This window comes from Nocardia alba NBRC 108234, from assembly GCF_001612665.1.
Classification (GTDB): domain Bacteria; phylum Actinomycetota; class Actinomycetes; order Mycobacteriales; family Mycobacteriaceae; genus Nocardia; species Nocardia alba.
The window spans coordinates 1144882-1170403 of record NZ_BDAX01000002.1 but is presented as its reverse complement, the minus strand read 5'-3'; the positions used below and the strand labels follow the sequence as shown (position 1 = coordinate 1170403).

Genomic DNA, 25522 nt, shown 5'->3' with positions numbered 1-25522 from the left:
GTGGTCCGTAGGCTGCCCAATTGTGTGGATGGCGTTCGGCGATAAGTGACTGTGCGAGAAGGTAAATGGTGACAGCGACGGTGAATCTGGCGGCGACGGCTGTCGCGACGGATTCCCTCGGTCCCGGTCGCCGCGCCGTGGTCTGGGTCCAGGGATGCCCGCTCAACTGCCGTGGTTGCGTCGCGCCCGACTGGATTCCACTCGAGACGAATCGGATTGTTACGCCCGAGGCGCTCGCTGCCCAGATCCTGGCCATGCCGCGGATCGGTGGGCTGACCCTCAGCGGCGGGGAACCCATGCTCCAGGCCGCGGCTCTGGCCGACGTCGTGCGACGCGTGCGTGCGGTGCGTGACCTCGACGTCATCTGCTTCAGCGGATTCACCCTCGCCCGCCTGCGTGACAATCCGCCGACGCCTGCGGTCGCGGAGCTACTGGCCGTAATCGACGTCCTGATCGACGGACCGTACGTGGCCGCGCGCGACAACGGACGCGGTCTGCGGGGCAGCGACAACCAAGCGATCAACCACCTCACCGACCGGCTGCGCGGCAGCGAATACGACTTCGCGGACCGTCCGAGAACAGCCGAACTGCACGTCGACGCGCGCTCGGTGACCCTGGTCGGGGTGCCGCCACCCGGACTGCTCACCGCCCTCGACGCCGCCCGTGCTCGGCACACGAGCCACGCGCCGCGCACACCGTTGGCCCTCGAATCAGCGGGGCCCGAGATCGTCAGTGAGGTACTGGGATGAGTGGCCGCAAACAGATCTATGTCGAGGAGACCGAATGGAATCGGCTGCAAGCCCAGGCGCGCGATCTGGCCCAGGTCAATCGTGACCTGCCCGGGCTGCTCACCCGAATTCAAGAGCAGACGGAGCAGAGCGCGCAGCGCGCGGTGGCCGAGATGTCGCGGCGGCAAGCTGGTTTCGAGAGCGCCGTCGCGGATCTGAGCGAGCACGTGCGGATGAGCGAACAGCGGTCGGATCAGCGGCTGCGCGCGAGTACGCACGAGATCATGACGAGGCTGCGCGACCAGGGCGCGACCTTGCGTGCCGAGAACGCCACGGCGTTGCGTGCGCAGCGCGAGGTATTCGAGCGCGCGCTCGCCGACGAACGCACCGAGCGCCAGGCGCAGTTCGCCGCGATCGATACCAGAGTCGCTGGTCTACAGACCGACAGTGCGCGCGCGGCGGAACTGACCGTGACCTACCTCGCCGACGCGCGAATTCTGCGCGACCAGGCCGCCGACTACCCGCACGAGCGCCTGTGTCCCGGCCGATTGGCCGGCCTCGACGCCGAGCGAGCCGATCTGATCGGCACGCTCAACGGCGGTGTCGCGGCAGGTTTTCTGCTCGGCCCGGCGCGCGCGCTCACCCGGCAACTGAGCGAATTGCGGTCGGAGCTGGCCATTCTGGACGCGCAGTGGCGGTCATATCGATTGGCCGCCGAGGGTGGTCTTGTGCGATTGCGCGAGCTGATCCGCGGGAACGCGACCATCGATTCGGCCGCCACGTTCGGCGTCGACACCGCCGAGGCGCCCGATGTCGACCACTGGTCGAACGGCATGCTCGCCCATCTCGACACCGAGGTCGCCGAGTTGCTCACCAGAGTTCGTGACGACGCGGAGCCCATGTCGACCGAGGCGTTGCAAGCGCTGGTGGAGAACGTGATTCCTGGACTCGATCGTCGACTCGACGACACCGTCGAAGCGGCGGTCGTCGCGGTGCGAGCCTCGCAGTTGCGTGCGAACCTGGCTGAGTTGATCGCCGAGGCACTCGATGACGAACATCAATACCAGGTGCTCGGGGCCGAGGACACCGGATACGTCGAGGCGGATCAGCGCCGTGCCTTCCTCGCCCGCACCGTCAACCAGGTCACCGGCGGCGAGGTGATCATCGAGATCATTCCCCATGACGACATCGCGCGCGCACCGGTGGTCGAGATCCACAGCTTCGATGGCGAGGCCGCCGAGGAGGAACGACAAGCACGTATCACCTCGATCCATGACAGCGTGCACGACCGCACCGGCATCGACTTGCGGTCGACGACGGTGGCAGCAGTTCCGGACCGGACGCGACGCGATGTCGCGAATCTTGTCAAGACGCCGGGGACCAAGTCGCTTGGCTGAGCGGACATCAACGCCGACGGCGTCCGACCTCGCCTTCCCCGAACGATTCCGTGGCGCGCGGGTACCTCGGGTCGGCGAGGTGTTCTGGATCGTGCACGGACCAGGGGCCACCGATGTCTTTGTCGGTGCCGATCTGTGCCCGCGCGAATTCGCCGAGGCGATCTGGGAGGTCCTGCGCGACAGCGGCTTCGAACGGGTGGTTTTCACCGACTACCGTCGGGCCGTCTACTTCCATGACGCGCGGTCGCGCGCACTGACCAGAGGTGAGCCACTTCCCGAACGGGTGTCGAAGCCGAGAGCACGCACCGGTTTCGCCGGTCCGATGGGCACGATGCTGCTGGACCGGCCACCGACGGTGCCGAATCCGTCGCCGGTGTCGGCGCCGCGGGCCAATGACGCGCATCAGCTCACGATGCTCGACGGGTTGATGACCAAGCGGGATGTCCGTACCGCGCTGGTCATTCCGGGTGCCGAAACCTGGTTGGCCGAGATTCCCGGGTCGTCACGACGGTCCGCCTCACAGATGCTGTTGCGCTGGGTCTCCGGCCAGGCCGCGCCCCGCAATCTGTGTGTATTGCTCTTCGCCCGTGCGGAATTCGCGGACGCGGTCGAGGCGATCGCGAGCTACGGCTATCCCGAGTTCGCCGCCGGGCTCGCGGACCTGGCGCCGACGCGGACCGCGGTGGTCGGCTACGCCGACGAACGCGAGATCGGTCGGCTCGTGCACCACCTGCGGTTGACCAGCGGCCTGCGCGTCGCCGACTGGACCACCCTCGACCACACGATCAGGACCATGGCCCAGCAGCGATTCGCGCTGCGCTCCTGGCGCGAACAGTTACTCGTGCTCGCCGAACAACGCATCGCGCTCAGCATCGAGGCGCTCGGCCTCACCGCGTCCGCGCCGCCCGACAGCCGCGATATCTGGCAGCGTCTCGACGACATGGTCGGCATGTCCACGATCAAGGAGTTCCTGCGCGGGCACAGCAAAGCGGTGCGCGCTGATCGAGTTCTGTGGGGCGAGGACCGCCCCGAAGGTGAGCCGATGTCGCTGCACCTGGCGCTGAGCGGTTCGCCGGGCACAGGTAAAACAGTGGTGGCCAATATGATCGGCGAACTGTATCGGGATATGGGCCTGCTGAGTTCAGGGCATCTCATCCCCGCGACCGTGGAAGACCTTGTCTCGCAATATGTCAGCGAGACCGCGGCACGCACCGGCGCACTCGTGCAGCGAGCACTCGGCGGTGTCCTGTTCATCGATGAGGCATACCAGTTGATGAACGGGCACGGTCAGGAAGCCATCGACCGGCTGGTCGCGGAGATGGAGAACCACCGCGACGACCTCGCCGTCATCATCGCCGGCTACCAGGCGCCGATCAACGAACTCATCGAAACCAACCCCGGGCTCGCCAGCCGCTTCCCGCACGACAATCGCATCGTCTTCCCCGATTTCACACCGGCGGAGCTGCTGTCGATCCTGCTCGGGCGCCTGGACAAGGAACGACTACCCATCACCGACGAGCTGCGGCAGAGCTTGGGCGTGCTCATCGAGAATATTCATCGCACCCGCGGCGCGGACTTCGGCAACGGCCGCGACATGCGCAATCTCGCGCAGGCGATCAAGCGGCGCTGGGCCGAACGCGTCGAACTCACCGACGCGACTGCTGTTCCACCGGCGACAACCGACGACATTCCAGCGAACCTCCGCAGCTTCCTCGCCACGACAGCGCCGGTGAAAGAGGTACTCGCCGAACTCGCGCCGTTGATCGGCCTCGCTGACGCCAAAGCCACGATCACGGGTCTGGTCGAGGTGCTCGAGCTGCGGCAGCGGGGCGGCCGCAAACCGCCGGTCGCACCGCACATGCTGTTCACCGGCGCGCCCGGGACCGGTAAGACCACGGTCGCGCGGCTGATGGGCCGCGTGTTCGTCGCCCTCGGTCTCCTGGTGAAAGGCCACGTCGTCAGCACAACCTCGGCCGACTTGATCGCCGGCTATGTCGGCCAAACCGCGCAGGCGACCAGGGCCAAGGTCGAACAAGCCCTTGATGGTGTCCTCTTCATCGACGAGGCGTACGGGCTGGAGGCCACCGGCCAGAACAGTTTCGCGAGGGAGGCGGTCAACGAGTTGGTGGCGATGATGGACACCCATCGCGGTCGCCTGGTGGTGATCGCCGCGGGCTATCCGGATGAGATGGCCGAGTGGGTCAGGCAGAACGCGGGACTGACCTCACGATTCTCCAGAACACTTGTCTTCGACGACTACGAGCGACCCGAACTGGAACAGATTTTCGCGAAGGTCGCCGAGGACGAAGGCTACGACCTCGCCGAAGGTGTCCTCGCCGCCGCCGGACGCACTCTGGACGGTCTGCGTGCACGGCAGGGCAAACACTTCGGCAACGCGCGCGCGGTCCGCAATCTGTTCGACGAGGTCGAACTGCGCTGCGCGACCCGCCTCGCCGCGAACAACGACGGCGCGGTGCTGATCACCGCCGCGGACGTGCCGACCACGCGGGAACTGCGATGACACTGTGCGCGTGCCCGGTCTGTATGACCGCGTCGAACGACCCGAGCTGCCCGGCCTGCGGCTGGGTTCTCGAGGCCGGGCCGTGGCTCGGCGCGATCACCCCGGATCGCGAGCAGGCCTTTGCCGACGAACTCACGCGAGCGTGCCGCCTCGTCGATCTCACCGCGGCCGCTCGCGCGGCCGCGGTGATCGAGCCACAGCGCCGCGCGATGCTTCTCGGTCTCGTCCGCGGTGCACCCGCGACCGAGGATGAACTCACCCCTGTGCACCGGCGCCCGACCGAATCCGATGTCGCGGCCTTGACGTCGGTGCTCGGGTGGCTTGTCGAGGCAGGGGAGCGAACCCTGACCGTTATCGATATCGACAGCTCAGGCATCGAGGTGCTGGAGCTCGCCGCCGATGCGGTCGGTGCGGTGCGGCAAGTCGGTGTACCGCGCGCTGTCGCGTGGACGGACCTGGTATCCGGGCTGTCCTCGGTCTCGGAGGAGGCGATGTTCCAGCTCGCTGGAGGCGTCGGAGTGCTCGCGCGCAGCTGCCTGCTCGATCCGGCGCGAGCCGATCGAGAGCTGTCAACCAGTGTCCAATCGGATAGAACTGTTGTTCTGCACCGACTTTCGGGCTGGCGTGTGCCGGACGGGCTCGCCGCTCGCTTGCCCGACACCCACCACGTCAGCGGCTCGCGCGACAGCAGGCAGCTCATCCGCGCCCTCGCGGCTCACACGCCCTTGCGCAGCGGCTATCACCTACTCGCGGTTGCGATCGACGGTGACGGATGGACACGGCCGCACGACGTGCCGCTGTTTCCCGCCGGCGCCGTGGCCATCGAAACGCCGCCGGTCACGGTGACGATCGAGCTCCCCGCCGGGGCCGCGGACGTGTTGGTCGTGATCACCACTCACCGGGCAGGTGCTGCCCGGCGGGATTTCGACGCGGTTCGCGCATTGCGCTGGAATGTGCCCGACACCGACGCCGCGGCGGTGGAATTCACTCTCAACGGGCCCGGCGACGTCGCGGTGCGCGGGCCGGGTGCGATGACCCTCGACGCCGAGGCCGCCGCGAACCTGGCGTCGCTGATCGAGGCGATTCCCGAACGCTACCGCCCGCCGACGGGCGCGGTCGACATCGCTTTCGCCGTCGAACTGTGTGGTACCGACGACGAGGTCGGACAGCGTAGGCGGCTGCTCGCGGACTGGCTCGCCGAGATCGCCGACCGAACCGCCCATCGAACCGGGCTGCGCGTGGCGATCATCGGCTACCACGACCATCACGGACCGCTACCGCGCGGCGTCGTCCGCGTGCACGAATTCGACTCGACGACACAGCGAATGGCGACCATCGCGGACCTGACGGCGAGTCAGGTGCACGGCGCGGATTACCTCGCTCCGCTCGAAGATGCCCTCGAACTGGCCACCACCCTGTCGTGGCGAACGCCGGCGGTGCCGAGGCGGCTGTTGATCGTTGGCCGCCGCGCACCCTATGGCGACGACACCGCATGCCCGAACCGGTTGCGCTGGCAGGACTCGCTCGATCGATTGCGCGACAGCGGGATCGATGTGCTCGCGGTGTGGGACACCCCGCCGGGGCTGAACCCGGTCGCGCGGCGCGGTCGGCAGATGGCGACAGTGTGGCGAGCGCTGAGTCTGCCGGGCGAGAGTCGCGAACTCGGGAAGGTGACACCGACCTGGCTCACCGACCGGATGCGCCTGCCGAAACCGGCTAAAAGCACTGTGGTCCTTCAGTTTCCGATCATCGAATCGATCAAGCAGGAGTTCAGCACATGACAGGTCCAGGGCAGGCAACGCCGCGACCGCCGGCTCAGGTCCGGATCGGGCTCTGGGGCCCTCCAGGCAGCGGCAAGACCACGTACCTCGCGGCGCTGAAACTCGCCGCGCTGCAGACGGACTTGGCGGGAAACTGGAAGATGTCCGGCACTGATGAAGCATCGAGTGATTTTCTGCGTGACTCGACCGAACTGTTGACCAAGAAGGGTGAGTTCCCGCCCTCCACCATTCTCGGGCAGAACTTTCTCTTTCAGTTCATCGGGGAACGCACCGTGATTCCGGAAAAGACGAATCGGCGGTTCCTGGGCAGACAGGCTCCGCCCGAAGAACCAATCATCGAACGCGATGCCTTCGACTTGGATGTCCTCGACGTTCCGGGGTCCAGCTACGGGACGGCGACGACGGGCCGAACGAACGAGGACAGCCGCCCCATAGCGGCTGAGTTGAGTATGGATGACGATGAGCCGCGTCCGAGCGGCGGTGACGACGCTTTTCGAGGTGCGCAATCGGCGGCTACCAGTGAAGACCAATTGCTCGATCACTTGCAGGACTGCCAGGGCATCGTCTTCCTCTTCGATCCGGTTCGCGATGCCACCGATGGCGACGCGTTCGACTACTTCCATCCGATCATGGAGAAGCTGACTGCGCGAATGATGCAGTACGACAACGCGGGTCCGCGGCTACCACACCGGGTTGCCGTGTGCGTCACCAAATTTGACGACGAGGAGATCTTTCGAGTCGCACGTAATCGCGGCTACACGGTGAGTGGTGTCGAGCGGCCGTACTTCCCGTCCGTCGACAACGGGCGCGCCAAGGATTTCTTCATGCGGCTGTGCCAGGACAACTTCACCTACTCGGATCTGGTCTATCGAGGCCTCACACAATACTTCTACGAGAGCCGCATCGAGTTCTTCGTCACCTCGTCGATCGGGTTCTACGCGCCTACAGGAAGGTTCGTGCTCGGCGACTTCGCCAACACAGTTCGCGCCGAATCCGGTGAGTTGCGAATCAGAGGCAGGGTGCAGCCGATCAATGTGCTCGAGCCGCTGGTGTGGATGCATCAGAACCTGCGCGGTATGCCATGAGCCGCACCATCCCCGTTGGCTGGGCGGTGGTCAGTAAGCCCGCCGGCACCAAGAGCGACTATTCGGTGCGCGCCATGAGCCGCGAACTGTGCTCGGATGCGGTCATTCGCGAACTCGTGCTCGCGCGCAGTCCGGGCAACCCGCCGGTGGTACACGAGCAAGGGCCGTCGGCGTTGCCGTGGGCCTGGTTCGTCCAGCCACTGATTCGCGACAAGCGCTATCTGTCCATCGTGATCCGTGAATGGACCGATCGGATCGACGGCACCAACCGTCCGATCGCCAACAATCTGTTCGTCTGCGTCGAGCTCGATGAATTCATCGATAGCGGCTGTGGTTTCGCTGATCTCTACGCTGCTGCGCAACGGCTCACGCTCGCGATCGATCCGGTGAATCCCAGCGCGAGTGAGCCGGCCGACCTCGAGCTGACCGGCACGGCACCGGCCATCGGCAGCTGGAGGACCTCGCAGGCAATACTCGACGCGGCTGCCGCGCTGCCCGAGACACCGGTAACGCTGATCAACGGCCCCACCGAACTGATCGACCGACTCGCCGTCTTCGACGCGATCGCGCAATTGCTCCCCGGCGGCGCGCGCCGATGGATTTCGGCGAGCTCGTGGGCCGACGTGGCGGTCAACCGCCTGCCACTGCTCATTTTCGCGCAACGCGGACGTGGTGGCGACACCGTGATCGATCTGGAAAGTGCTCGGCCAACGCCACTTTCGCCCGCGGCGCGGTCATATCGCGACCTGTTCGACACATTGCGTGCCGAGCACACAGAACCCACCGTGCTCGACCATCTGCGCCGGCAGTCCGGGATGCGCGACCGCGATCCGGTGACTGTGGCGATGGCCCTGGCCGACCTCGACCTGGTGAGCATCGTCGCCGCGAAGGCCGAGCGCGGGCACGTCGATGTCAGCGAAGTTCGCAGGCTCGGGCAACAGGACCGCTTCGGTGATCTCTCCGACGACCAATTGACCAGCGTGGTGACGGGCTACCTCAAGGTCGCGCTCGCCGAGGACCTCGTCGCGGATCGCGAACTGATCGGCGCGTACCTCTACCGCGACCAGGACGGATTCGCTGACGCGCTCTTGCGGTTGCTCGAGGAGAAGCCGACCGCCCGATCGCTCAGCGAACTCGCCGCGGTCACTCGCTCGGTCGACCTGGCGCACATGCTCGGTGACGCGCTGCGCCGCGCGCACAACACCGACCAGCGACTCTTCGATTCGACTGAGCTCGGTCAGGCGGTGGTGGCGCTGATCGAGCAGGAGTATTGGACGACCGCGCTGGCGCCGCTCGTCGCCGCGATTCCCGGTTTCGCGCGTGTCGCCGCCCGACCGGCGTTCTTCACACGCGGTCAGGGCGGCCAGTGGGTGGCACAGGTCAACGCTGTAGCCGGGCCCGAGTCGCCGTGGTCGAAGTTGAGAGCGTCGCTGGATGCCGGTGCCGGCGTGACGCCGACTGGTCCCGCTCTCCAGGACCTGTGGCAGATCGATCCAGAACTGGTGCGAGAACTGCTTGCTCGCGCCACCCTTCACGACTCGGCGATCGTCGAACCGTTGCTCGACCGCGTTGTGTCGATATTGCTGAACAGCAAGACCGAGGTTCCCTCGGCACTGCTCGAGCAACTCAGTGACGCTCTCGTCACCGATCCGGACCGACAGGCGCGGATCGACTTCATCCTCTACCGCAAGCAAGCCAGGCCGAAACAGGGTTTCAGTGAACCCAGCGACACCTACCGGACGCGGTTGATCGATCTGGTGGTGACAACGCCGATGACGCCGTCGGAGCGGGCGGGGGTGATCGTCGCGATCGCGGCACGACTGTGTCTGCGCTGGTCAGCGCGCAACGCGCAATCGACCCTTGACGGGCTGTGGACGCTGAGCCATCTGACCAAGACCGACGCGAGTGCGAAATCGGCGGTGACTCGGGCCATCGAGGTCGAGAACCAAGCGACCAACGGCCAGTTGTCCGGTTTGCTCCAGCCGAGTCCATGGCAGCGCGAACTGAGCGCTGCCGGCACCATGTCGCCGGAGATCGCCACTCAACGAATTCGCTCGCTCGGGCCCAAGGCGTCAGTGCCCGACCTCGCCGTCGCCATCGCGCAGGCAAGCAACGCAGGGGTTTCCTCGAAAGACCTTGTCGCGGTGTTGCGTAGCACCTCGTGGCAGGGACCCGATGTGCTCGGCTGGTTCGAGTTGGCCAACTTCGTCACCGCTGAGCTCGTCGGTCGGAAGTTCGCGCGGCCATACGAACCGGGGGCTTTCCTGATCACGGCCTGGGTTGACGGCGAATTCGGTCAACCGAGCGAGCACAACCTTCGCGGGCTCGCTGACCATGTGAAAGCGCAGACCGAGCTGTCGAAACGAATGGCGGAAGCGCTGAGCAGCAACGATTCCCGGTGGGGAAAGCTCATCAGCGAGACCGTCAAAGGTCCTTTCGGTCGCAACAAGGCCGACAAGAAGCATCGAGGGGAGCGCGATGACTTCATCGAACAGTGATGACCTCCTAGCCGCGGTTGCGGCGACGACTGTCGAGGACGGGTACACCCTCGTGTGCCAGGTCGGCCGACATGCGGTCGTGGCCGCGGCCGTGCTCAGGTCGCACGGTGCGCTTCGCGTACTCGACACCCGATCCGCTCCGCTCGGCGATGCCGAACCGAGCGCGCGCATGCTCAGCGCGAGCGGGATCACGCCGACCCCCGATCGCGTCGCGGCGCTCGATACCGAACGCGCGCACCGCGCCGGGCGCGCCGATCTGCTTCTCGCGCGGGCCCAGACGCACCGTCAGTATCTGGCGACTCCGGTGTATCTCGCAGGCGCGCACGGCGGTTCCATCGACGCGGCGACTGTCCTGGCCGCATTGGGTCCGGTGGCCGAGGTCGTCGCCGATGTCATCGCCGCGCTCGTAGCCCGCGCGAGCCCCTCGACGCGTCTCGACCTCACCCTCACCGGCATCAGCGCCCTCGGTCCCGTGGTGGAGTCGGCCCGGATCGCTGTCGGCGAACGGCTCGCCCAGGCGCGAGTGATCGAAGCGACCGGAGTCGAGACCGGCAGAACCCGGATTGCCGCCGGCGCTGTGCGCGTGGTCACCGAGTATCCGCATGTGGTCGGCGTGCTCACCCATCGCATCTGTGGCGGTCTGCTCACCCAGGTCATCGAATCAGTCCCGGTCGTGCCGGTTACGCAACTGGTCATCGAGTGCAAGCAGCCGCAACGGATCGCACAGACAATGCGAATTCGAGTGGACGGTGACGGCGGCTGGCTGGCCGTGGACACGTCGGCCGCCCGGCAGTTCCCCGCGGGCCGCTACCGGCTTTCGGTCGACCCGAGTCGCACCGAATGGGGCCGCTTGCGGGTCATGGCCGACTCCGGCGACAGCACCGAAATACCCATCGAGCCGGAACGGGGGATCGCCGCGTGAACGACGAGCAAATGCGTATCGGCCTCAGAGATACGTTGGCCGACAACACAATTCAATTCCCGGCAGTTCGCGCACTAGGGCAGGCGATCGACTGGTCGGCGGCAACCATCGCCGACGCGCTGGCGCGCCGAACCCCGCACCGCGACAGTGCCGACCAGTCGGCCCTCGACCTACTGATAGCCCTCGATGACGTCCTCGACCGGGTGAGTGACCTGACCGACCGCCTACCAGCCCTCGCCTCCGCCGCCATGAGCGGCGGCGAGGTGGCAGAAATACTGGCCCGACGCACCGACGCGCTCAGTGCCCGCACCGCCGAACTCGCCACGGCCCGCGCTGATTTCGCGCGCGTAGCCGACACCGAGGCCGAATTGGCGGCTGCCGGCGCGGAGTACGAACAGATCGAAGTTCGGATCACCGAGCTCAACCGCTTGCGCGCGCTTGCCGCTGAACTACCGGCGCTGCGCGAGCAGCAGCGAGCCCTGCTCGGTAAGGAAGCCGACCTGATTGTCGCGACCGACGAGCTCGAGCGGGACATGGCGAGTACGAGCACGCGTGTGCTCACTCTCGCGCAGGACCAGCAGACGCGACTGTCCTCGCACCTGACTGCGCTTTTGGCCCAGATCCAGGCAGTCGAGATCGGTAACGCCGCCACGGCGAACCACTGCGCACAGGCGCGCGCTCGAGCTCAGACCCTGCGCGACGACCACGCCGCGCGGGTCGCCGAACTATCCATCCACGCCGATATCAGCAAGCAGCTACTCGACCAGCTCAGCGGAGTCGCCGATACGTCGGCCCTCGAGCGAGTCGAAACACTCGTCACCGAAGCCGCCGACCTGCTGCGCCGTGTCGACAGCGGTCTCGGCACGGCGTTGCGCCGCTACGACGAACTCCGCACTCGCGACCACCAGGTGTTGACCTGGGGTGGCCGGGATTGAGATGGCGAAACCGAGAGGACTCACAATGTTCAGCCGTTTCCTACTGTCGCTGGTCGGCATTCGAGAAGACATCCTCGAACAGGCGCCGTCAGATCGGGCACGCTACCTGTCCCTCGGTGCGATCTTGCTCGGCACCGCCACGATCGCCGCGGTCTCGATGACCTTCGCCATCCGGATGGCAGCGCGGGCACCGCTACCCCTTGCTGTGCTCCTCGGAATCGGCTGGGGTGCTTTTATTCTCGTTTTGGACCGCGCGATGGTCATCGGGATGAGCAAGCAAAGAGGTTGGGTTCGTACGACAGTGATGGTGGTGCCGCGCGTCGGGCTCGCCTTCCTGCTCGGCGTCGTCGTTTCGACCCCGATCGTGCTGCAGATCTTCGACCGCGAGATCCAGACTCAGATCAAGGTGGAGCAGTCACGGAGCGAGTCCGACTATCAGCGCGATTTGGCGGCCGACCCTGCCTACCTGACGATCCCCGATTTGGAGAAGAAGGTCGCCGAGTTGAGCGCGACCGCCTCGCGTGACCCCGCGGTGATCGACCGGAATCCGGCTGTGCAACAGGCGCAGGCCGCCTATGACCAGGCGAGCGTGGAGTTGAGTCAGGCGGTCAAGGATGAAACGTGTGAGCGTGCCGGCTGGAACTGCCCGAACAGCACCGGCGTCGAGGGCATCGGCGAGGCAGCGCGCGCGGCGATGGACGCACGACAGGAGAAGCAGCGGGTCGTCGACCAGAAGCTGGCGATTCTGAACAAGGCGAAAGCCGACGCGAAAGCCGCCGAGGACATCAACGCGGTATCCGCACAGGCCGAATTGCAAAGGGTGCAACCTGAACTCAACCGCCTTCGTGCGGCCCGCGATGGCAAAACCGACGCGTACCGGGTCAAGTCAGCAGACAGCGACGGCCTCGCGGCCCGCCTGGACGCTCTCGACACGCTCAGTGACACAAGCCCGTCGGTCAACCGCATGCGCTGGGTGCTGTGGGCGACGTTCCTCGCCATCGAACTCCTGCCGGTGCTGTTGAAGCTGCTGCAAACGATCGGTGGGGAAACCTCCTACGAACGGTTGAGCAGACTGTCGGACGAGTCCGACGAGCGCGCCGCGCAGGCCCGCATCGCGCAGGAGGAGAACCGCGTCGCGCTCGCGCGGGAAATGGACGCCGACCGCGAGTACCTCGACGCCCGCGACCAACTCAACCGTCGCCGTACCGAAGGGTGGCCGGACCGGCAGCCAGAAGATGATGACGACCGCGCGGCGCGTGCGCGTGTCGATTCCACATCGCGCACTGGTTTGTGACCGTGCGTTCCGTAATCGGTTGTCGGACAGGATAATGAGATGGGAATGCTCACTCGGCAGATAATCGGTGCCGTGGGGTCGGTCGCGGTCGCCGGCACCGTGAATGTGGCGACGACGCTGCTCACCGAGAGCCGGACCGTCGGGTGGATCGCGTTCGTAGTCGCGTTGTTCGCGGCCTGCGTCGCGGTCCAGTTCGGGCTCGGACTGCTCGGTCGGTCGGCGTCTAGCGCGATGGTGGTCGAGGATGTGATCGTCGATGGCTCGATCAACGCGCGAATGACACACTCCGGAGTCCAGCGGGTGCGTGGCGCCACTGTCGGTCGAGATATCAATCTCGAGCAGAACGGCAACTGAGGCATGTGCGCGTTCCGTCAACAGCCCGGCGTCCGGGCCGAGATCCGCGGTAGCACTGTCGGCGGCGACGTCACTATCAACCAGTATCGCAACGACGTTCACCTATACGGCGCCTCAGCCGCGACCCGGCCCGCGATTGTCACCGGGTCGTCGCGCTGGCGCACTCTCGCGTGGACCGTTCTCGGCTGCTGTGTCGGTGCGGTCCCGCTGCAGGCCTGGCTGTTGGCGACATCCGCGCCGGGGACCCTGGGCTACGCGTTGACCCATGTGGTCAACGGTCCGGTCCAGTTGGGGTTCCTCGTCCTGTGCGCGGGCGCCCTGATCGCTGATGCGTTGCTCACCAGTAGGTTTCACCGGTTCCACGGCTGGACCCGTGCCGCGCACATCGCGGCGATCATCGCCGGCCTGGTCGCGCTCGCGCCCTTCCTCGGGGTCGTCCTCGTCGCCGCGGTGGTCGTCGCGATGGTGCAGGTGATGCGCTTGCTGATGCGTACCGGTGATCGCGTCACCGAATCGCTGACTCGGTTCTCCGGCTGAGACGACGTCGACCGGGTGCTACTCGGCGTCGTGGTACACCGCGTCCACCAGCACCGGACGCACCACCTTCCCTGAATACGTGTAGCCGCGACGGACCAGAACGTCCACATGGAGCGGCCCACCGGGTTCCCCATTGATCGACCGGATTTCGTGGGTGTCGGGATCGACCGGTTCCCCGGGCTGTCCGAAGGACTGAACGCCGCAGGTCTCCAGGATGGCGTGGAGCTCCTCGATCAAGGAGGTGACGAAGGGATCGGCGGAGTTGTGTTCGGCTCGGTCGATCAGGCGGGCGAGCTGGAGTACGACCGGAAGGAGGTACTCCGCGCCGAGGCCCGCTTCGGCGGTGGCGGCGCGGAGTTGAAGGGATTCGACGAGTTGGCGGTAGCCGCGGTCGTCGAGGAGGCGGCGTTTGAACAGGTCGGACAGACCGGCCAATTCCGTTCGGATGCTGTCGAGTTGGTCGGCGACGGAGTTGTCGGTCATATGACCTTCGCCCAGATCAGTTCGGAACGGCTGGCTTCGACGTCGGTCGCCGTGAGGTTGGCGTCACGGTCGATCTCCATTTCGCCCAGGTTGGTTCCGTCGACCAGATCGACCACCTCGATATGCAGGGTGCCGTCGAGGTCGCAGGAGAAGACGACGCGGATGGGGGATCCGGCCGGGCGTTGGGCGAGGGTGAGGTGCGCGGTGCCGAGAATACGCACGTACTTGGGGTCGACACCGTCCTCGTCGCCCTCGGTGACCTGGAGAAACAACGACTTCTGGCGATCGACGACCGTCGAGAACCAATCCGCGGTGACCTGACACGGAACGGTCAGGTTCGGCCGCACGACCATCGCGTTGGACGCCACGCCGTGCTCGTTGTCGGCCACCACCCCCAGGCCGTGCGACACCACATCGCGAATTTCCACATTCCGACGACCGGCCAACGACGGCGCTCGACCGGCCGCCTGTGCGTGCCGGAGTTCGCCGATGATCGCGGCGCCGAGCGCGACGGCCTCGTCAGGGTGGACCGAGACATCGACGGGCATCCCCGTCACTCGTTCGACGAGGTCGCGCACCATCGGCATCCGGGTCGACCCACCGACCAGCAGCACCTTGTCGAGATCGCGGTAGGTGAGCCCGGCCGACTCCACGGCCTCCTCGACGAGGTACTCACACCGGGTGAGCAGATGTCGTGACAGTTCGACGAATTCGGTCCGGGTCAGCCGGAGCTTGGCGGAGTGCTCCTGATGGGTGATGAAGATCGTGGTCGACTCGGCGGTCGACAGGCGCCGTTTGGCGTCCTCGGCGCGTTCGCGCAGTTGCGCCCCGGCAGTGGAATCCTCCTCGAACCGGGCACCGCCCGCGCGCTCGAATTCCGCCAGCGCCCAGGTGATGATCGCGTTGTCGAAATCGTAGCCGCCGAGCTGCGGGTCTCCGCCGACGGCGAGAACGTCGAAAGTGTCTTTGCCGCAGCGCATTACCGTCACATCGAGGGTGCCGCCGCCCAAGTCGACGACCAAGAGCGTGCCGGTGTAGTCGCGACCGAGTCCGAAACTCACCGCCGCCGCCGTCGGCTCGTTCACGATGCCGATGACATTGATGCCGGCGATCTCGCCCGCCTGGCGTGTCGCGGTGCGTTGTGCCTCGTCGAAATAGGCGGGCACGGTGATCACCGCGTCGGCGACGTACTCGGTGAGTTCGCGTCCCGCATTGGAGACAAGGGATTTCAGAATCAAGGCCGAGATCTCCTCGGGCCGATAGGAGCAGTCGGTCGATTCGGGATAGAAACGATAGTCGGGATTTCCCATCTGCCGCTTGATGAACTGCACGGTGTCCAATGGGAAAGCGCTCGACTGTCGCTTCGCCGAGGTGCCGACGACGATGTCGGAACCGTCGAACAGGACTACCGACGGTGTCAGGCTCCCACCGTCGCGGTTCGGGATTATCTCGGGAATCCTCGCCTGATTGATCGCGGCGACGGCCGAATAGGTGGTGCCGAGATCGATGCCGATAACGCGTGCGCTCATCGTGCCAACTGACTTGCCGCTTTCCAACGGGGCACCCAGCACGTCTTGTAGACGAGGAAGCCGATGCCGCCGGCCGCCAGGATCAGCAGAAAGCCGACACCGACCGCACCCGAGCTGAACAGAATGAATGCCAGAACCACCGCGGCCGCGGGAATTCCGACCGCGCGCAGACTCGAGAAACCGAACAGGCCGGGCACCTGCCAGGTCATCTCCTCCATGCGGTCGAGGTATTCCAGGATGTCTCGTGCGCGATTGGCGATGTCGAAATCGTCGCTCGGCAGGCTCGTCGCACGATCGACGAGTTGACGCATGGTGGCGATCTCGGCTTCGGAGGTCGCCGCGTAGGAGTCGCTGTTCTGCACGCGTGGGGTCTGCTCGGCCTTGTCGAGCAGCGCGCTGGCCAGGTAGAACGCGACCAGCGCCACGTCGGGATGGGCGGCGTGGACCGGCTCGAGCACCTCGAGCGCCTTGTCGGCCAGGCCGTGTTGCAGGTAGACCCCACCGATCGCGATCTGGTAGATGTACTCGTTCGGCGCCAGCCGCGCGGCGGCCTGATAGCTGGTCAGCGCGTCGGACCACTGCTCCATCTGCTCCTGGATGAGCGCCGTCTGGAAGAGGAAATCAGGGTTGTTCGGCGCGATCGTCGTAGCTTGTCTCGCCTCGTAGATCGCGTCCTGCAATTGTCCGAGACCGGCATTGGCGCGGGCGCGGATGATCCACGCCTCGGGTGAGTTCCCGGCGGTGTGGGTGGCTTCCCTGGCAGCGTAGGAGGCACTGCGATAGTCGCCGCGACCGAGGGCCGCGCGGGCCTGGGCGAGCCAGTCGCCGCCACCCTGGACCGCCGCCGGTGCGGCGACGCCACCGGCGGTGAGGTCGCGGTCATAGGCTTGCCGCTTCGAAGGCTCCAGCAGGATATCGAACGCCTGGCGCAGCAGACTCGTCTTCGTCTCGGCTTCCTGGCGGGTGCTCTGATCCGCGCTCGCGGTCCGTTTCGTCCAAATACGGGTCTGGCGTTTGTGGGCGTCGCGGATGGTGTCCTCGGCAGCATCGCGCGCGACGCCGAGAAGATCGTAATAGTCGACCTGCACGGTCACTGGCTTACTCCAAATCGGTCGCTGAAAGCACCTACTGCCGCGAATCGATCGCCTCGGTAGGAAGAACATCGCACTGGTCGCGATACTCCCACTGTGACAGTCCGGATGCGGCTCCGCTATCGGTTGTTCGGTGGACAAGTCGACCGTTTTCTGTCGGTCATCGAACGGACAGACCGGCGACGGCGAGCCCGATACTGTTGCCCCATCAGCGAATCGATATCCGAAGGAGAAATGCTGTGGCCGGGCTGAAATGCAAATGTCATCGTCCGCTGGTGGATTGTCAGGGGTGCAAAGGAAAGGGTGGGATATCCGATTTCGGTAATCGTGTGAATTGCGGCCAGTGCAGTCAAGGTCTGGTGTGCCCGGACCACGGCAAGCACTGGAAATAGCGGCCCGTCGACGTTGCTCGTCGCGCGCTACCAGGTGCGCACCTCGTTGGCGGGATCGGTGAGCCCGTAACGATGGGTCGCCGCGGCGAAGTACGGCGCGAGGGCGAGTCGACCGTCGGGCATGCGCAGTCGCGGTGGCGGCGCCATCGGCAGGGCCGCCCCGGCCACGAGCGTGGCCGCGCCGCCGTGTATTCGGGCCGCACCGGAGGGGTGGGGCGGACCGGAGATGTCGAGCATGGCCGCGGTGAGGGTCGTGGTTCGCAGGAGGTCCCTGGACGTCGCGGTGGTGTGGGTGCCGGAGTTCAGGGATACCTCGATGAGGTCGCCGAGCAGCGTCGGGTCGGGGTGGCGCACCGCGAGGGTGAACAGGTGGGCTTGCAGTTGCGTATAGAGCGCCGACCAGGAGACACGGTCGGTGGCGCTGTCGAATTGCAAGCGGATGCTGTTGATATAGAGGACGGCGGGCAGGGCGAGGTCGATCGCGGTCGACACCGCCGAGTCGTCCCGGTCGAAGAGGGTGATGGCGACGAAGAAGTCACTCTTGGCCACTTCGATCAGGGTGCCCAGTTCCAGGGCGAGGGCGCGGCCCGCGGCGAACTCGGCCAGCGCGGTGTCGTGATCGCGGCGCATCGTCGCCAGAAGTCCGCGTCCCCGGTGCACGAGGGCGAGGTTGGCGCGGTGGTCGGGATCCGCGGCGAAGTAGCGGGCCGCCTGATCGAAGGCCGCCGCGCTGGCGTCGAGTTCGCCGATCATGATCAGCGCCATGCCCTCGTTCTGTGTGCAGACCGCCGCCTGGCTGTGGAATTCGCGGGTACGCAACCTGTCGGCAGAGCTGTGGTAGATCTTCGCGGCGTCGGCGTATCGGCCCTGCTTGAGATACAGGCCCGCGATATTGCCGTCGGCGGCGATGACGCGGTCGGGTAGCTCGGCCGCGATCATGACCGCGCGCGCACCGCGCAGCAGCTGTTCGGCCTCGGCGAATCGGCCCGTCTCGGTGAAGACCACGCCGAGGTGCATATCGGTGATCGCGCGCTGGAGGTCCATGCTGTAGGTGATCGCGCCCCGGCGTGCGGCGAGCAGTGAATCGGTCGCGTCGGAGTACTCGCCGAGTGCGGACCAGCAGATCCCCTCACTGTGGTGGCAGAGCATCTCCTTCTGATCGGAACCCGTGCGCGAGAACGATTCTCGGGCGTGCGACAGTTTCTCGAGCCCGAGCCGATATCTGCCCGTGAGGGTGGCTACGAGGCCGAGGCCATAGTGGCAGTCGGCGATGAACTCCTCGTCCTCGACGGAGGTGCCGATGTCGAGCGCTTCCTCGTAGTGCCCGACGGCGAGCTCGAAGCGGGATTGTTCGGTGCGCAGCGCGCCGAGAAAGCGCAAGGTCTGCGCGTACCGCGCGGTGCCGACGTCGGTGCCCGAGTTGCGATAGCGGTCGGCTGCCTTGGTCAAAGTGGCTTCGGCGGTGAGATGGTCGCCGGTATTCATGGCGACGGTCGCGAGATTGACGTCGTACCAGAGCGCGTCGTCCGGGTCGCCGTGCGTGGCACACAGGTCGCCACCCTCGCGGTAATTGGCTGCCGCCTCGGCGAATCGGCCGAGATCGTCCATGACCATCCCGAGTTTCAGAGCGACCTCGGCGGCCTCGAGCGGTTCCTCGGCGCGCAGGAAATCGAATTTGGCTGATTCGAGGACACGTATTCCCTCCTCGATGCGCAACGCAGGCAGCAGTAGTTTTCCCAGCCGCCAATTCGCGTCGGCGGCACCCGCGAAGTCGGAATGCTCGGTGAGAATGCCGGCCAGCCGGGTGAGGTGGGGGATGGCCTCCGCGGCGCGATCCAGTTCGGTGAGCAACAGGGCGAGCATATCCAGTGCCGCCGCGATTCCGCCGGCGTCGTCGATAGCCTCGAATTCGGTGGCAGCCGAATATAATTGGGCTTCCGCACGGGTGAACTCGTCGACGCCGAGGTCGGCCGTTGCCATGCCGAGCAGGCAGTGTGCCGCGGTCTCCGCGTCGATGTCGCTGAGCAGGGCGCGGGCCGTGCCGAAGTGAAAGTGCGCGCCGGTGGCATCCTCGCGCTCCATGGCGAGATCAGCCAGCGATTCGTGGCAGCGGCCACGGAGTTCGGCGGCATCGGTGTCGGCGATGAGTTCGAGAGCGGCCTCCAGCGTGATGGTCGATGCGTCGAGGTCGCCGTTATCGTGTTGTGCGGTGGCGAGCCAGTAGTAGCAATCGGCGAGCTCGAATTCGTTGCCGGCCGACATGATCGCTGTCTCGAACTCGGCGATGGCCGCAATCGGGGCGTCGGCTTGTAGAGCCTCGATGCCACGCACCAGATATCCATGTAGCTCACTCATGGTCGGAATTCGCTGTCGGATGAATAGCGGATACTCCGAAATATCCGCGCCCGTTACCGTCGAGTTCGCGAGACACTCTGTCGCTCCCGGTGATTCGCGAATCGCTCGAGCATTCTTCGGTGGGGCGTGTGCGTAGAAAGTCGACAACATTCATGCAAATATTCGTGTCTCTCATCGTGGTCACGCTGCTCGGTGGCCTCATCGCCTCGTCCGGCGGGTTCGGAGCGGTGCTCGTGTACGGCCTCGGCGTTGTCGTCGCATTGCTCGTCCTTTCCCTGGTGCTCAGTGCCGTGGCGAGACGTCAGGTGTCCTACAGTGTTTCGGCGCCGCGCAGCGAGGTTGTCGGGTGGGTATACGCCGAATTCAAGAAGGTGGGGTGGAAGGAAGTCGACGGCCGGGGCGAATTGAACTACCAGTCTCGGGGTCTCGGCGTCGGGGTGCAGGGGCGTAAGCATCCGGTGTTGAGTGTGGATTTCGAGGATCTGCCCGGTGGTGCCACCGAGGTGAACCTGTGGATGTCGGAATGGGAGTCGGTGCTGGGCATGGTCCCGGCGTGGGACCGGGTGCTGTCCAAGCGTTGGATGCTCGGCCGACGCCTGTCGGGAATCTCGACGGTTTCGAAGATCGCGGGCTGAGTCGGTCACCGCACCTCTCGAACCTGCCCGCGGCGCTGCCCGCCAGATCGGACGTGATCGTGCGTCCGTCGGTGGTGGGCAGCTCCACCGTGACATCGGCCGGTTTCAACCGGACCAGAGTGCCCTGCGCGGTGGTGGAGTAGATCGGTCTGCCACCGCTCGTCTTCGGCTTCGATTTCCCGGCTGGCGCAGTCCATATAGCGTGCGGTGAATTGGAAGGCCGACTCGCGCAGCGAGGTTACCGCCTCGTGCCACCACGACATCGTCGTCGGCAGGAGCACGAGCATCGTCACGCCGCACACGCCGCGCTCGAGGCCCGGACGTCGCGTGCCGGATCGGTACCAATGGTGACAACGAATTCGGCGGCACCGGCACACACGCATTGCTGCTCGTGTACCCGTGCCCGCGCGATCAGTCGTCGCCGGCGCGACTGCGCCGCATCCAGTTCGGCCCGCTCGCGCGCGGCCTGCGCCGCCGACTCGGCCGCGCCGTCGATCGCAGCCCCCACGAGGTCGAAGGCGATGAAATTCGAACTCATCGTGCTCCCCGCTCCTGTTGCCGATGTCGGTACAGCCCGTAGCCGAGGTGGCCGAGGACCGCGAACAGCGGCGGCCACCGCCAGTTGGCCACCGACCCCGGCCCGGCGATCGCCCAGCGCGCGCTCTGCCCGCTCGGCCGGTTCGGCGAGTGCAGGCTGCCATCGGGTCTCGGCCTCGGCAGCGAGTACCAGTACGCGCGTCGCACCGACCTCGAGCACCACGATTCTGGCGAGATAGTCGTTGGTTCGCATGGATTTTCACCGCCGATGCAGCTCATGGACAGGCGAGTCGCCGCCACGACCCGCGTTCGTCGACCCTGCCACAGGCCCGAATCCCTGTCTGTCGGGTGAACAGCCGACACCGACGCCGACCCGGCGAGATCCGGGGGATCGGTGTCGATTTCGCGAGAGGCAGCACGGCCGCTCGCGAAATCGACGAGGAGTCGCGATGATTTCCACTCTGACCCGGCCAGGATTCGCTCAGGCTCTGCGAGTGTTCCAGCAGGCGGCCCGCACGGTGCCCGCGTACGCGAAGTTCCTGTGTGACAACGGCATCGACGCCGACGCGGTGCGCACTCCCGCCGACTTCGCCGAGGTGCCCCCGGTCACCAAGGACAACTACATCCGCGCCTACCCGCCGCACGAACTCATCAGCGGCGGGGCGATCACCGGCGCGGGCACGTGGTCATCGAGTTCGGGTTCCTCCGGCACGCCCACATTCTGGGCGCGCGACGAACTCTCCCACGAGCACGGCGTCGACCTGCACGCCCGAATCCTGCGCGGGTTCCGGGCCGAGACCGCGTCCACGCTGGTCGTGGTCGGCTTCTCGATGGGCGACTGGATCGGCGGCACCTACACCTTCCGTTCGGTCGCCGACCTGCATCGCCGCGACCTGCGGGTTTCGGTGGCGACCCCCGGCATGGACATCGATCTGATCCGCGCCGACATCGCCGCACTCGGCCCCTATTACCGCCAGATCGTCCTCGCCGGCTACCCGCCCTTCGTGCGCGACGTCCTCGATCGTGCCCCCGCCGCCGTGCTCGACCAGGACATCAAGGTCCTGATGGCCGGGGAGGCCATCAGCGAGCCGTGGCGTGACAACCTGCTGTCGCTGCTCGGCAAACCGGACCGCCCGCAAGACTCCTGCCTGATCTACGGCGCCGCCGACGCGGGCATGTTCGGCCACGAGACGGCGAGTTCGATCACGATCCGCCGACTCGCCCAGCGCGACAGCACCTTTCGTGACGCAATGTTCGGTGCCGACCCGGTGCTGCCGACCTTCGTCGAATACGATCCGACCTACCGTTACGTCGAGACCGACGACCGTGGCGCTCTGCTGTGCACCGTCGCCAACGCGATGCCGCTGGTGCGCTACCGGATCAACGACATCGGTTCGGTCCACACGGCGGCCGAAGTGGGCCAGGCGCTGCTCGCGGCCGGACACGACCAGCGGGTCCGAACCAATACGCCCACAGCGGGTTTCATCGCCTTGCGGGGGCGCCCCGATGTGGCCGTGAGCTTCTACTCGGTGAAGTTCGCGCCCGAGACCGTGCGCGCCGCGCTCACCGATCCGCGGCTCAGCGGCGAACTCACTGGCAAATTCGTCCTCGACAAGGACCTCGACCCCGCGGGCGGCGACCGGCTCCGGTTGCTGGTCGAACTGCGCCCCGACCGCGCCCTCGACGAAGCCTTCGCTGTGGCCGTCGGCTCGGTGTTCGTGCACACCGTCACCGAGGCGAGCCGCGAATACCGCGACCTGCGCACCCGCATCGGCACGCGCGCCGAACCCCTGGTCGAGCTGCGGCCCTTCGGCAGCCCCGAATTCCGGTACGCGATCAAGCACGACGGGCGGGTCAGCGAGGCGTAGGCGAGTCCCGGAGCAGACCGTGCAGCAGTAGGTCGACGATGAACGCGGTGTTCTCCTCGGGCGGGTTGCCCCGACGGGTGAAGCACCGGTGCAGTTGGATATTGGTGATCGTCGCGGCCAGCTCGTCGGGTGGGGCGAGCTCGGCCAGCACGCCCTTGGCCTGGGCCGTGGCGATCACCGGCGCGATGACGGCGGGTAGATCGACCTTCTCGCGCAGCGAGAGCAGCCCGTCGGGTTCCCCCCGCGCGTCGTGGGCCAGCGCCACCAGCAGTGCGTCCATGAACGCGGTCTCGCTCGCGGTCAACTGGGCAAGTCGTAGCAGATGGTTGCCGAGGATCGTGAGTTCGTCTCGACCGAGCTTGACGTCGTCGGCAACCGCCTCGGCCAGTTCGGTGACGTGCTTGCTCAGAGCGCCGATGATCAGATGCGGCTTGTTCGGGAACAGGGTGCGCACCGTGCCGATCGGCACGCCCGCCCGCTCGCCGATCGCCTGCATCGACGCTGCGAAATATCCACGGGCACTGAACTCTTCGCGCGCGGCACCGAGTATCGCCGCACGCAGATCGCGTGGCAGCACCGCAGTGTCGGCGGTGGGGTAGTAGGCGGTGAGTACGTCGTCGATGTGCTCGTGGCGATCCGGCTTCGCGATCGCGCCGTTGAGCAGCGCGACGATCGTGTCGGTGACCAGGTTCGTGGTGACGGTGCTCGGATCGCCATCGGTGCGCAACCGAAATCCGTCCACCAGCGCGGTGAGCGCGACGGCGAGGGACCTGGTTGTGAAGGGTGCGCGCAGGGAGGCACCCGACCGGGCGAAGGCGACATCGACGCTGGCGACGGCGAGTTCGTCGCGCCGGCGAAAGTGCGAGGCGACCGCGCGCGCGGTGCGCGGATCGCCGGTCGCGAACAGATGGGTCAACAGGTTCTTGGTCAGGGTGGTGCGATCGGTGAGGACGTCGAAATACTGTTCGGCGAGCGCGCGCACCACCGCACGACCGGCATTGGCGTGCTCGGCCACCTGCTCGGCGACCGTGTGGCGAACGGCCTCGACGGTGCAGTCGGCGGGGGCCTGTATTTCGTCGAGCACCGCGAGCAGAAACGCGTTCTTGGTCGCGAATCGGCGATAGAACGTGGCCTGCGAGACACCGGCGGCGTTGATCACCTCCTCGCTGCGGAAGCCACGCAGAAGGATCTGCTCCGGGTGCTCGACCAGCGCGCGCACGCCCTCGCGGACGAGCTGCGCGGAAATTGGGTCCTCGACGGAAATGGTTATCTCTCCTGCGATCTCGTCCCCCCGCGTGATAGTCCGTCGAGGAGAGCCGCCCGTTACATCGTGTGAGAGTAGTTGCCCTCAGCTGAGAGCGTGCACGTTCACCGACGGGAGTGATCTCGCTGAGAAGTTGCTCTTTGATGGACTGCAGGCGCCCGAGCAATCGACGGGCGTCCGCAGCGAACGAGTGTCGGAGGGTAGCAATAATGTCTGTTGGACCCGTTGTCGCGACAACACCCAGCGAGTTGGGGCTGATCGCACCGCAATTGAGCCCCCGCGAGGTGGAGGTGCTCCTCACCTGGATCCGCGTCGACACCAAATCCGATGTCGGCAAGTCGCTACATATCGCGATCGGCACGGTGAATACCCACCTGGCCAGGATTCGCGACAAGTTCGCGGCCGTCGATCGCGCCGCACCCACCAAGGCGTCGCTGCTCGCTCGAGCATTGCAGGACGGGTTGATTCGGCTCGACGAGCTCTGAGTCGAACTACCGGTCGGCGATGGGGTCGGCCGTGGCGGGGATGCCGCGAGCGGTGAGTGCGGCGGCGGTCGTGCTCACCAAGCCGCGCAGGCGGACGAGATCGGGGGATTTCGCGTCATGACCGGACCGACAGAGGAATTCCGCGTAGGCCACCGCCTCGGTGATCGCGAAGACGACATCGACGGTCGGGCAGTTCCGCTGGGTCAGCGCGATCGCGGCGACGGCGTGGCCGCATCGATCCGTCGCGGGCACCGGCCGGTCACGCACGCACGGCCGACCGAGATAGGTCACGTTGCCGGTGCGCCAGGTCGGTGCGGGCGGGCCGACCGCGAGTTCGTGTACAGCATCGATCAGCTCACCGAGCGCGCCTGTAGGCACGGTGATCTGGTAGCCCGCCCGGTGTTTCATCTGCCTCCGTTCTATCGCATCGCGACCGCCCAAGTCTGCTGTCCGCGTGGGGTCGTCGTGTAGTCGGCGATTCGCAGGACATCACAGTTCGTCGAGACCGATGATGCCGTCTTGCAGCGCTCTGGCCAACAGCGCCGATTTCGTGGTCGCGGCCCGGCCGACCGCGGCGTACTTGGTTCTGGTGCGGCCCAGATGGGTGTTGACGGTCCCCAAGGTGATGAACAGTTCCCGGGTCACCTGCTGTTTCGTCTCCGACAACAGCCAGGTGCGCAGCACTTGGCGTTCGCGCGCCGACAGCGGCGCGGGGGTGAAGCGGGCCATCCCACAGTTGGGGCACTCGCGCAGTTCGGGCGTATTCGCGATATCCATACCGCCTGCACCGATCCCCCGGACGGCTGTCATTCAGCCGACCGATAGCGGGGT

22 protein-coding genes are annotated in these 25522 nt (G+C 66.2%); 14 read left to right on the top strand and 8 right to left on the bottom strand.

The window, feature by feature from the left end:
- Positions 1-65: 65 nt before the first annotated feature.
- The 11 genes from NA12_RS07010 to NA12_RS06960 are packed head-to-tail and all read left to right on the top strand — an operon-like array spanning position 66 to position 14052.
- A complete protein-coding gene (locus NA12_RS07010; RefSeq protein ID WP_067447182.1) occupies positions 66-749 on the top strand; it encodes a 4Fe-4S single cluster domain-containing protein in 684 nt (227 codons plus the stop codon).
- Positions 746-2125: a coiled-coil domain-containing protein gene (locus NA12_RS34100; RefSeq protein WP_067447180.1), complete on the top strand. Its 1380-nt coding sequence runs from the start codon at positions 746-748 to the stop codon at positions 2123-2125. Before NA12_RS07010 ends, NA12_RS34100 begins: the two co-directional genes overlap by 4 nt.
- Positions 2118-4646 carry an AAA family ATPase gene (locus NA12_RS07000; RefSeq protein ID WP_165914822.1) on the top strand — a complete coding sequence of 843 codons (2529 nt, stop codon included), beginning with the start codon at positions 2118-2120 and terminating at the stop codon, positions 4644-4646. The genes NA12_RS34100 and NA12_RS07000 overlap by 8 nt, the downstream gene beginning before the upstream one ends.
- Before the next feature lie 23 nt (positions 4647-4669).
- Positions 4670-6427, top strand: a complete 1758-nt coding sequence (locus tag NA12_RS06995; protein WP_067447176.1) for a hypothetical protein — start codon at positions 4670-4672, stop codon at positions 6425-6427.
- A complete protein-coding gene (locus NA12_RS06990; protein ID WP_067447174.1) occupies positions 6424-7512 on the top strand; it encodes a hypothetical protein in 1089 nt (362 codons plus the stop codon). The genes NA12_RS06995 and NA12_RS06990 overlap by 4 nt, the downstream gene beginning before the upstream one ends.
- Positions 7509-10010: a hypothetical protein gene (locus tag NA12_RS06985; protein WP_067447171.1), complete on the top strand. Its 2502-nt coding sequence runs from the start codon at positions 7509-7511 to the stop codon at positions 10008-10010. Before NA12_RS06990 ends, NA12_RS06985 begins: the two co-directional genes overlap by 4 nt.
- The gene (locus NA12_RS06980) at positions 9991-10932 is read left to right on the top strand and encodes a hypothetical protein (protein WP_132369899.1); all 942 of its coding nucleotides are present in this window, start codon (positions 9991-9993) and stop codon (positions 10930-10932) included. Before NA12_RS06985 ends, NA12_RS06980 begins: the two co-directional genes overlap by 20 nt.
- Complete coding sequence (locus NA12_RS06975; RefSeq protein WP_067447167.1) at positions 10929-11867, top strand: coiled-coil domain-containing protein; 939 nt, start codon at positions 10929-10931, stop codon at positions 11865-11867. The genes NA12_RS06980 and NA12_RS06975 overlap by 4 nt, the downstream gene beginning before the upstream one ends.
- A 1-nt stretch (position 11868) precedes the next feature.
- Positions 11869-13161 (top strand): DUF4407 domain-containing protein, encoded by a 1293-nt coding sequence (locus NA12_RS06970; protein WP_084472418.1) that lies wholly within the window; start codon positions 11869-11871, stop codon positions 13159-13161.
- A 39-nt stretch (positions 13162-13200) separates the two neighbouring features.
- The gene (locus tag NA12_RS06965; RefSeq protein ID WP_067447163.1) at positions 13201-13515 is read left to right on the top strand and encodes a hypothetical protein; all 315 of its coding nucleotides are present in this window, start codon (positions 13201-13203) and stop codon (positions 13513-13515) included.
- A gap of 3 nt (positions 13516-13518) precedes the next feature.
- Positions 13519-14052: a hypothetical protein gene (locus tag NA12_RS06960; RefSeq protein ID WP_067447161.1), complete on the top strand. Its 534-nt coding sequence runs from the start codon at positions 13519-13521 to the stop codon at positions 14050-14052.
- 18 nt (positions 14053-14070) lie between these two features.
- On the opposite strand, the gene NA12_RS06955 is transcribed toward NA12_RS06960, so the two are convergent.
- From NA12_RS06955 to NA12_RS06940, 4 genes are all read right to left on the bottom strand, one after another.
- The gene (locus NA12_RS06955; RefSeq protein ID WP_067447159.1) at positions 14071-14535 is read right to left on the bottom strand and encodes a nucleotide exchange factor GrpE; all 465 of its coding nucleotides are present in this window, start codon (positions 14533-14535) and stop codon (positions 14071-14073) included.
- Positions 14532-16064, bottom strand: coding sequence for an Hsp70 family protein (locus NA12_RS06950; protein WP_067447158.1), 1533 nt, complete (start codon positions 16062-16064; stop codon positions 14532-14534). Before NA12_RS06950 ends, NA12_RS06955 begins: the two co-directional genes overlap by 4 nt.
- Positions 16061-17158 (bottom strand): J domain-containing protein, encoded by a 1098-nt coding sequence (locus NA12_RS06945; RefSeq protein WP_165914821.1) that lies wholly within the window; start codon positions 17156-17158, stop codon positions 16061-16063. The genes NA12_RS06950 and NA12_RS06945 overlap by 4 nt, the downstream gene beginning before the upstream one ends.
- 416 nt (positions 17159-17574) lie before the next feature.
- Entirely contained in the window at positions 17575-19902 is a 2328-nt protein-coding gene (locus NA12_RS06940) for a tetratricopeptide repeat protein (protein WP_067447156.1), read from the bottom strand.
- A gap of 164 nt (positions 19903-20066) precedes the next feature.
- On the opposite strand from NA12_RS06940, the gene NA12_RS06935 reads away from it, so the two are divergent.
- Positions 20067-20537, top strand: coding sequence for a hypothetical protein (locus NA12_RS06935; protein ID WP_067447154.1), 471 nt, complete (start codon positions 20067-20069; stop codon positions 20535-20537).
- A 289-nt stretch (positions 20538-20826) separates the two neighbouring features.
- Here the strand turns inward: NA12_RS06935 and NA12_RS06930 are convergent, their stop codons facing one another.
- Entirely contained in the window at positions 20827-21327 is a 501-nt protein-coding gene (locus tag NA12_RS06930; protein WP_067447152.1) for a hypothetical protein, read from the bottom strand.
- A 196-nt stretch (positions 21328-21523) separates the two neighbouring features.
- Between NA12_RS06930 and NA12_RS06925 the strand changes: the two genes are divergently transcribed.
- A complete protein-coding gene (locus NA12_RS06925) occupies positions 21524-22942 on the top strand; it encodes a phenylacetate--CoA ligase family protein (RefSeq protein WP_067447150.1) in 1419 nt (472 codons plus the stop codon).
- Here the strand turns inward: NA12_RS06925 and NA12_RS34390 are convergent.
- On the bottom strand, positions 22929-24161 hold the full coding sequence (locus NA12_RS34390; protein ID WP_084472414.1) for a TetR/AcrR family transcriptional regulator: 1233 nt from the start codon (positions 24159-24161) through the stop codon (positions 22929-22931). The two genes, NA12_RS06925 and NA12_RS34390, sit on opposite strands and share 14 nt — an antisense overlap.
- A gap of 254 nt (positions 24162-24415) precedes the next feature.
- Here NA12_RS34390 and NA12_RS34580 point away from each other — a divergent pair, with 254 nt between their 5' ends.
- On the top strand, positions 24416-24691 hold the full coding sequence (locus NA12_RS34580; protein ID WP_067447146.1) for a LuxR C-terminal-related transcriptional regulator: 276 nt from the start codon (positions 24416-24418) through the stop codon (positions 24689-24691).
- Between the two features lie 6 nt (positions 24692-24697).
- Here the strand turns inward: NA12_RS34580 and NA12_RS06910 are convergent, their stop codons facing one another.
- The gene (locus NA12_RS06910; protein WP_067447144.1) at positions 24698-25099 is read right to left on the bottom strand and encodes a hypothetical protein; all 402 of its coding nucleotides are present in this window, start codon (positions 25097-25099) and stop codon (positions 24698-24700) included.
- A gap of 81 nt (positions 25100-25180) precedes the next feature.
- Positions 25181-25468, bottom strand: a complete 288-nt coding sequence (locus NA12_RS06905; RefSeq protein WP_371855975.1) for a LuxR C-terminal-related transcriptional regulator — start codon at positions 25466-25468, stop codon at positions 25181-25183.
- Between the last annotated feature and the right edge of the window lie 54 nt (positions 25469-25522).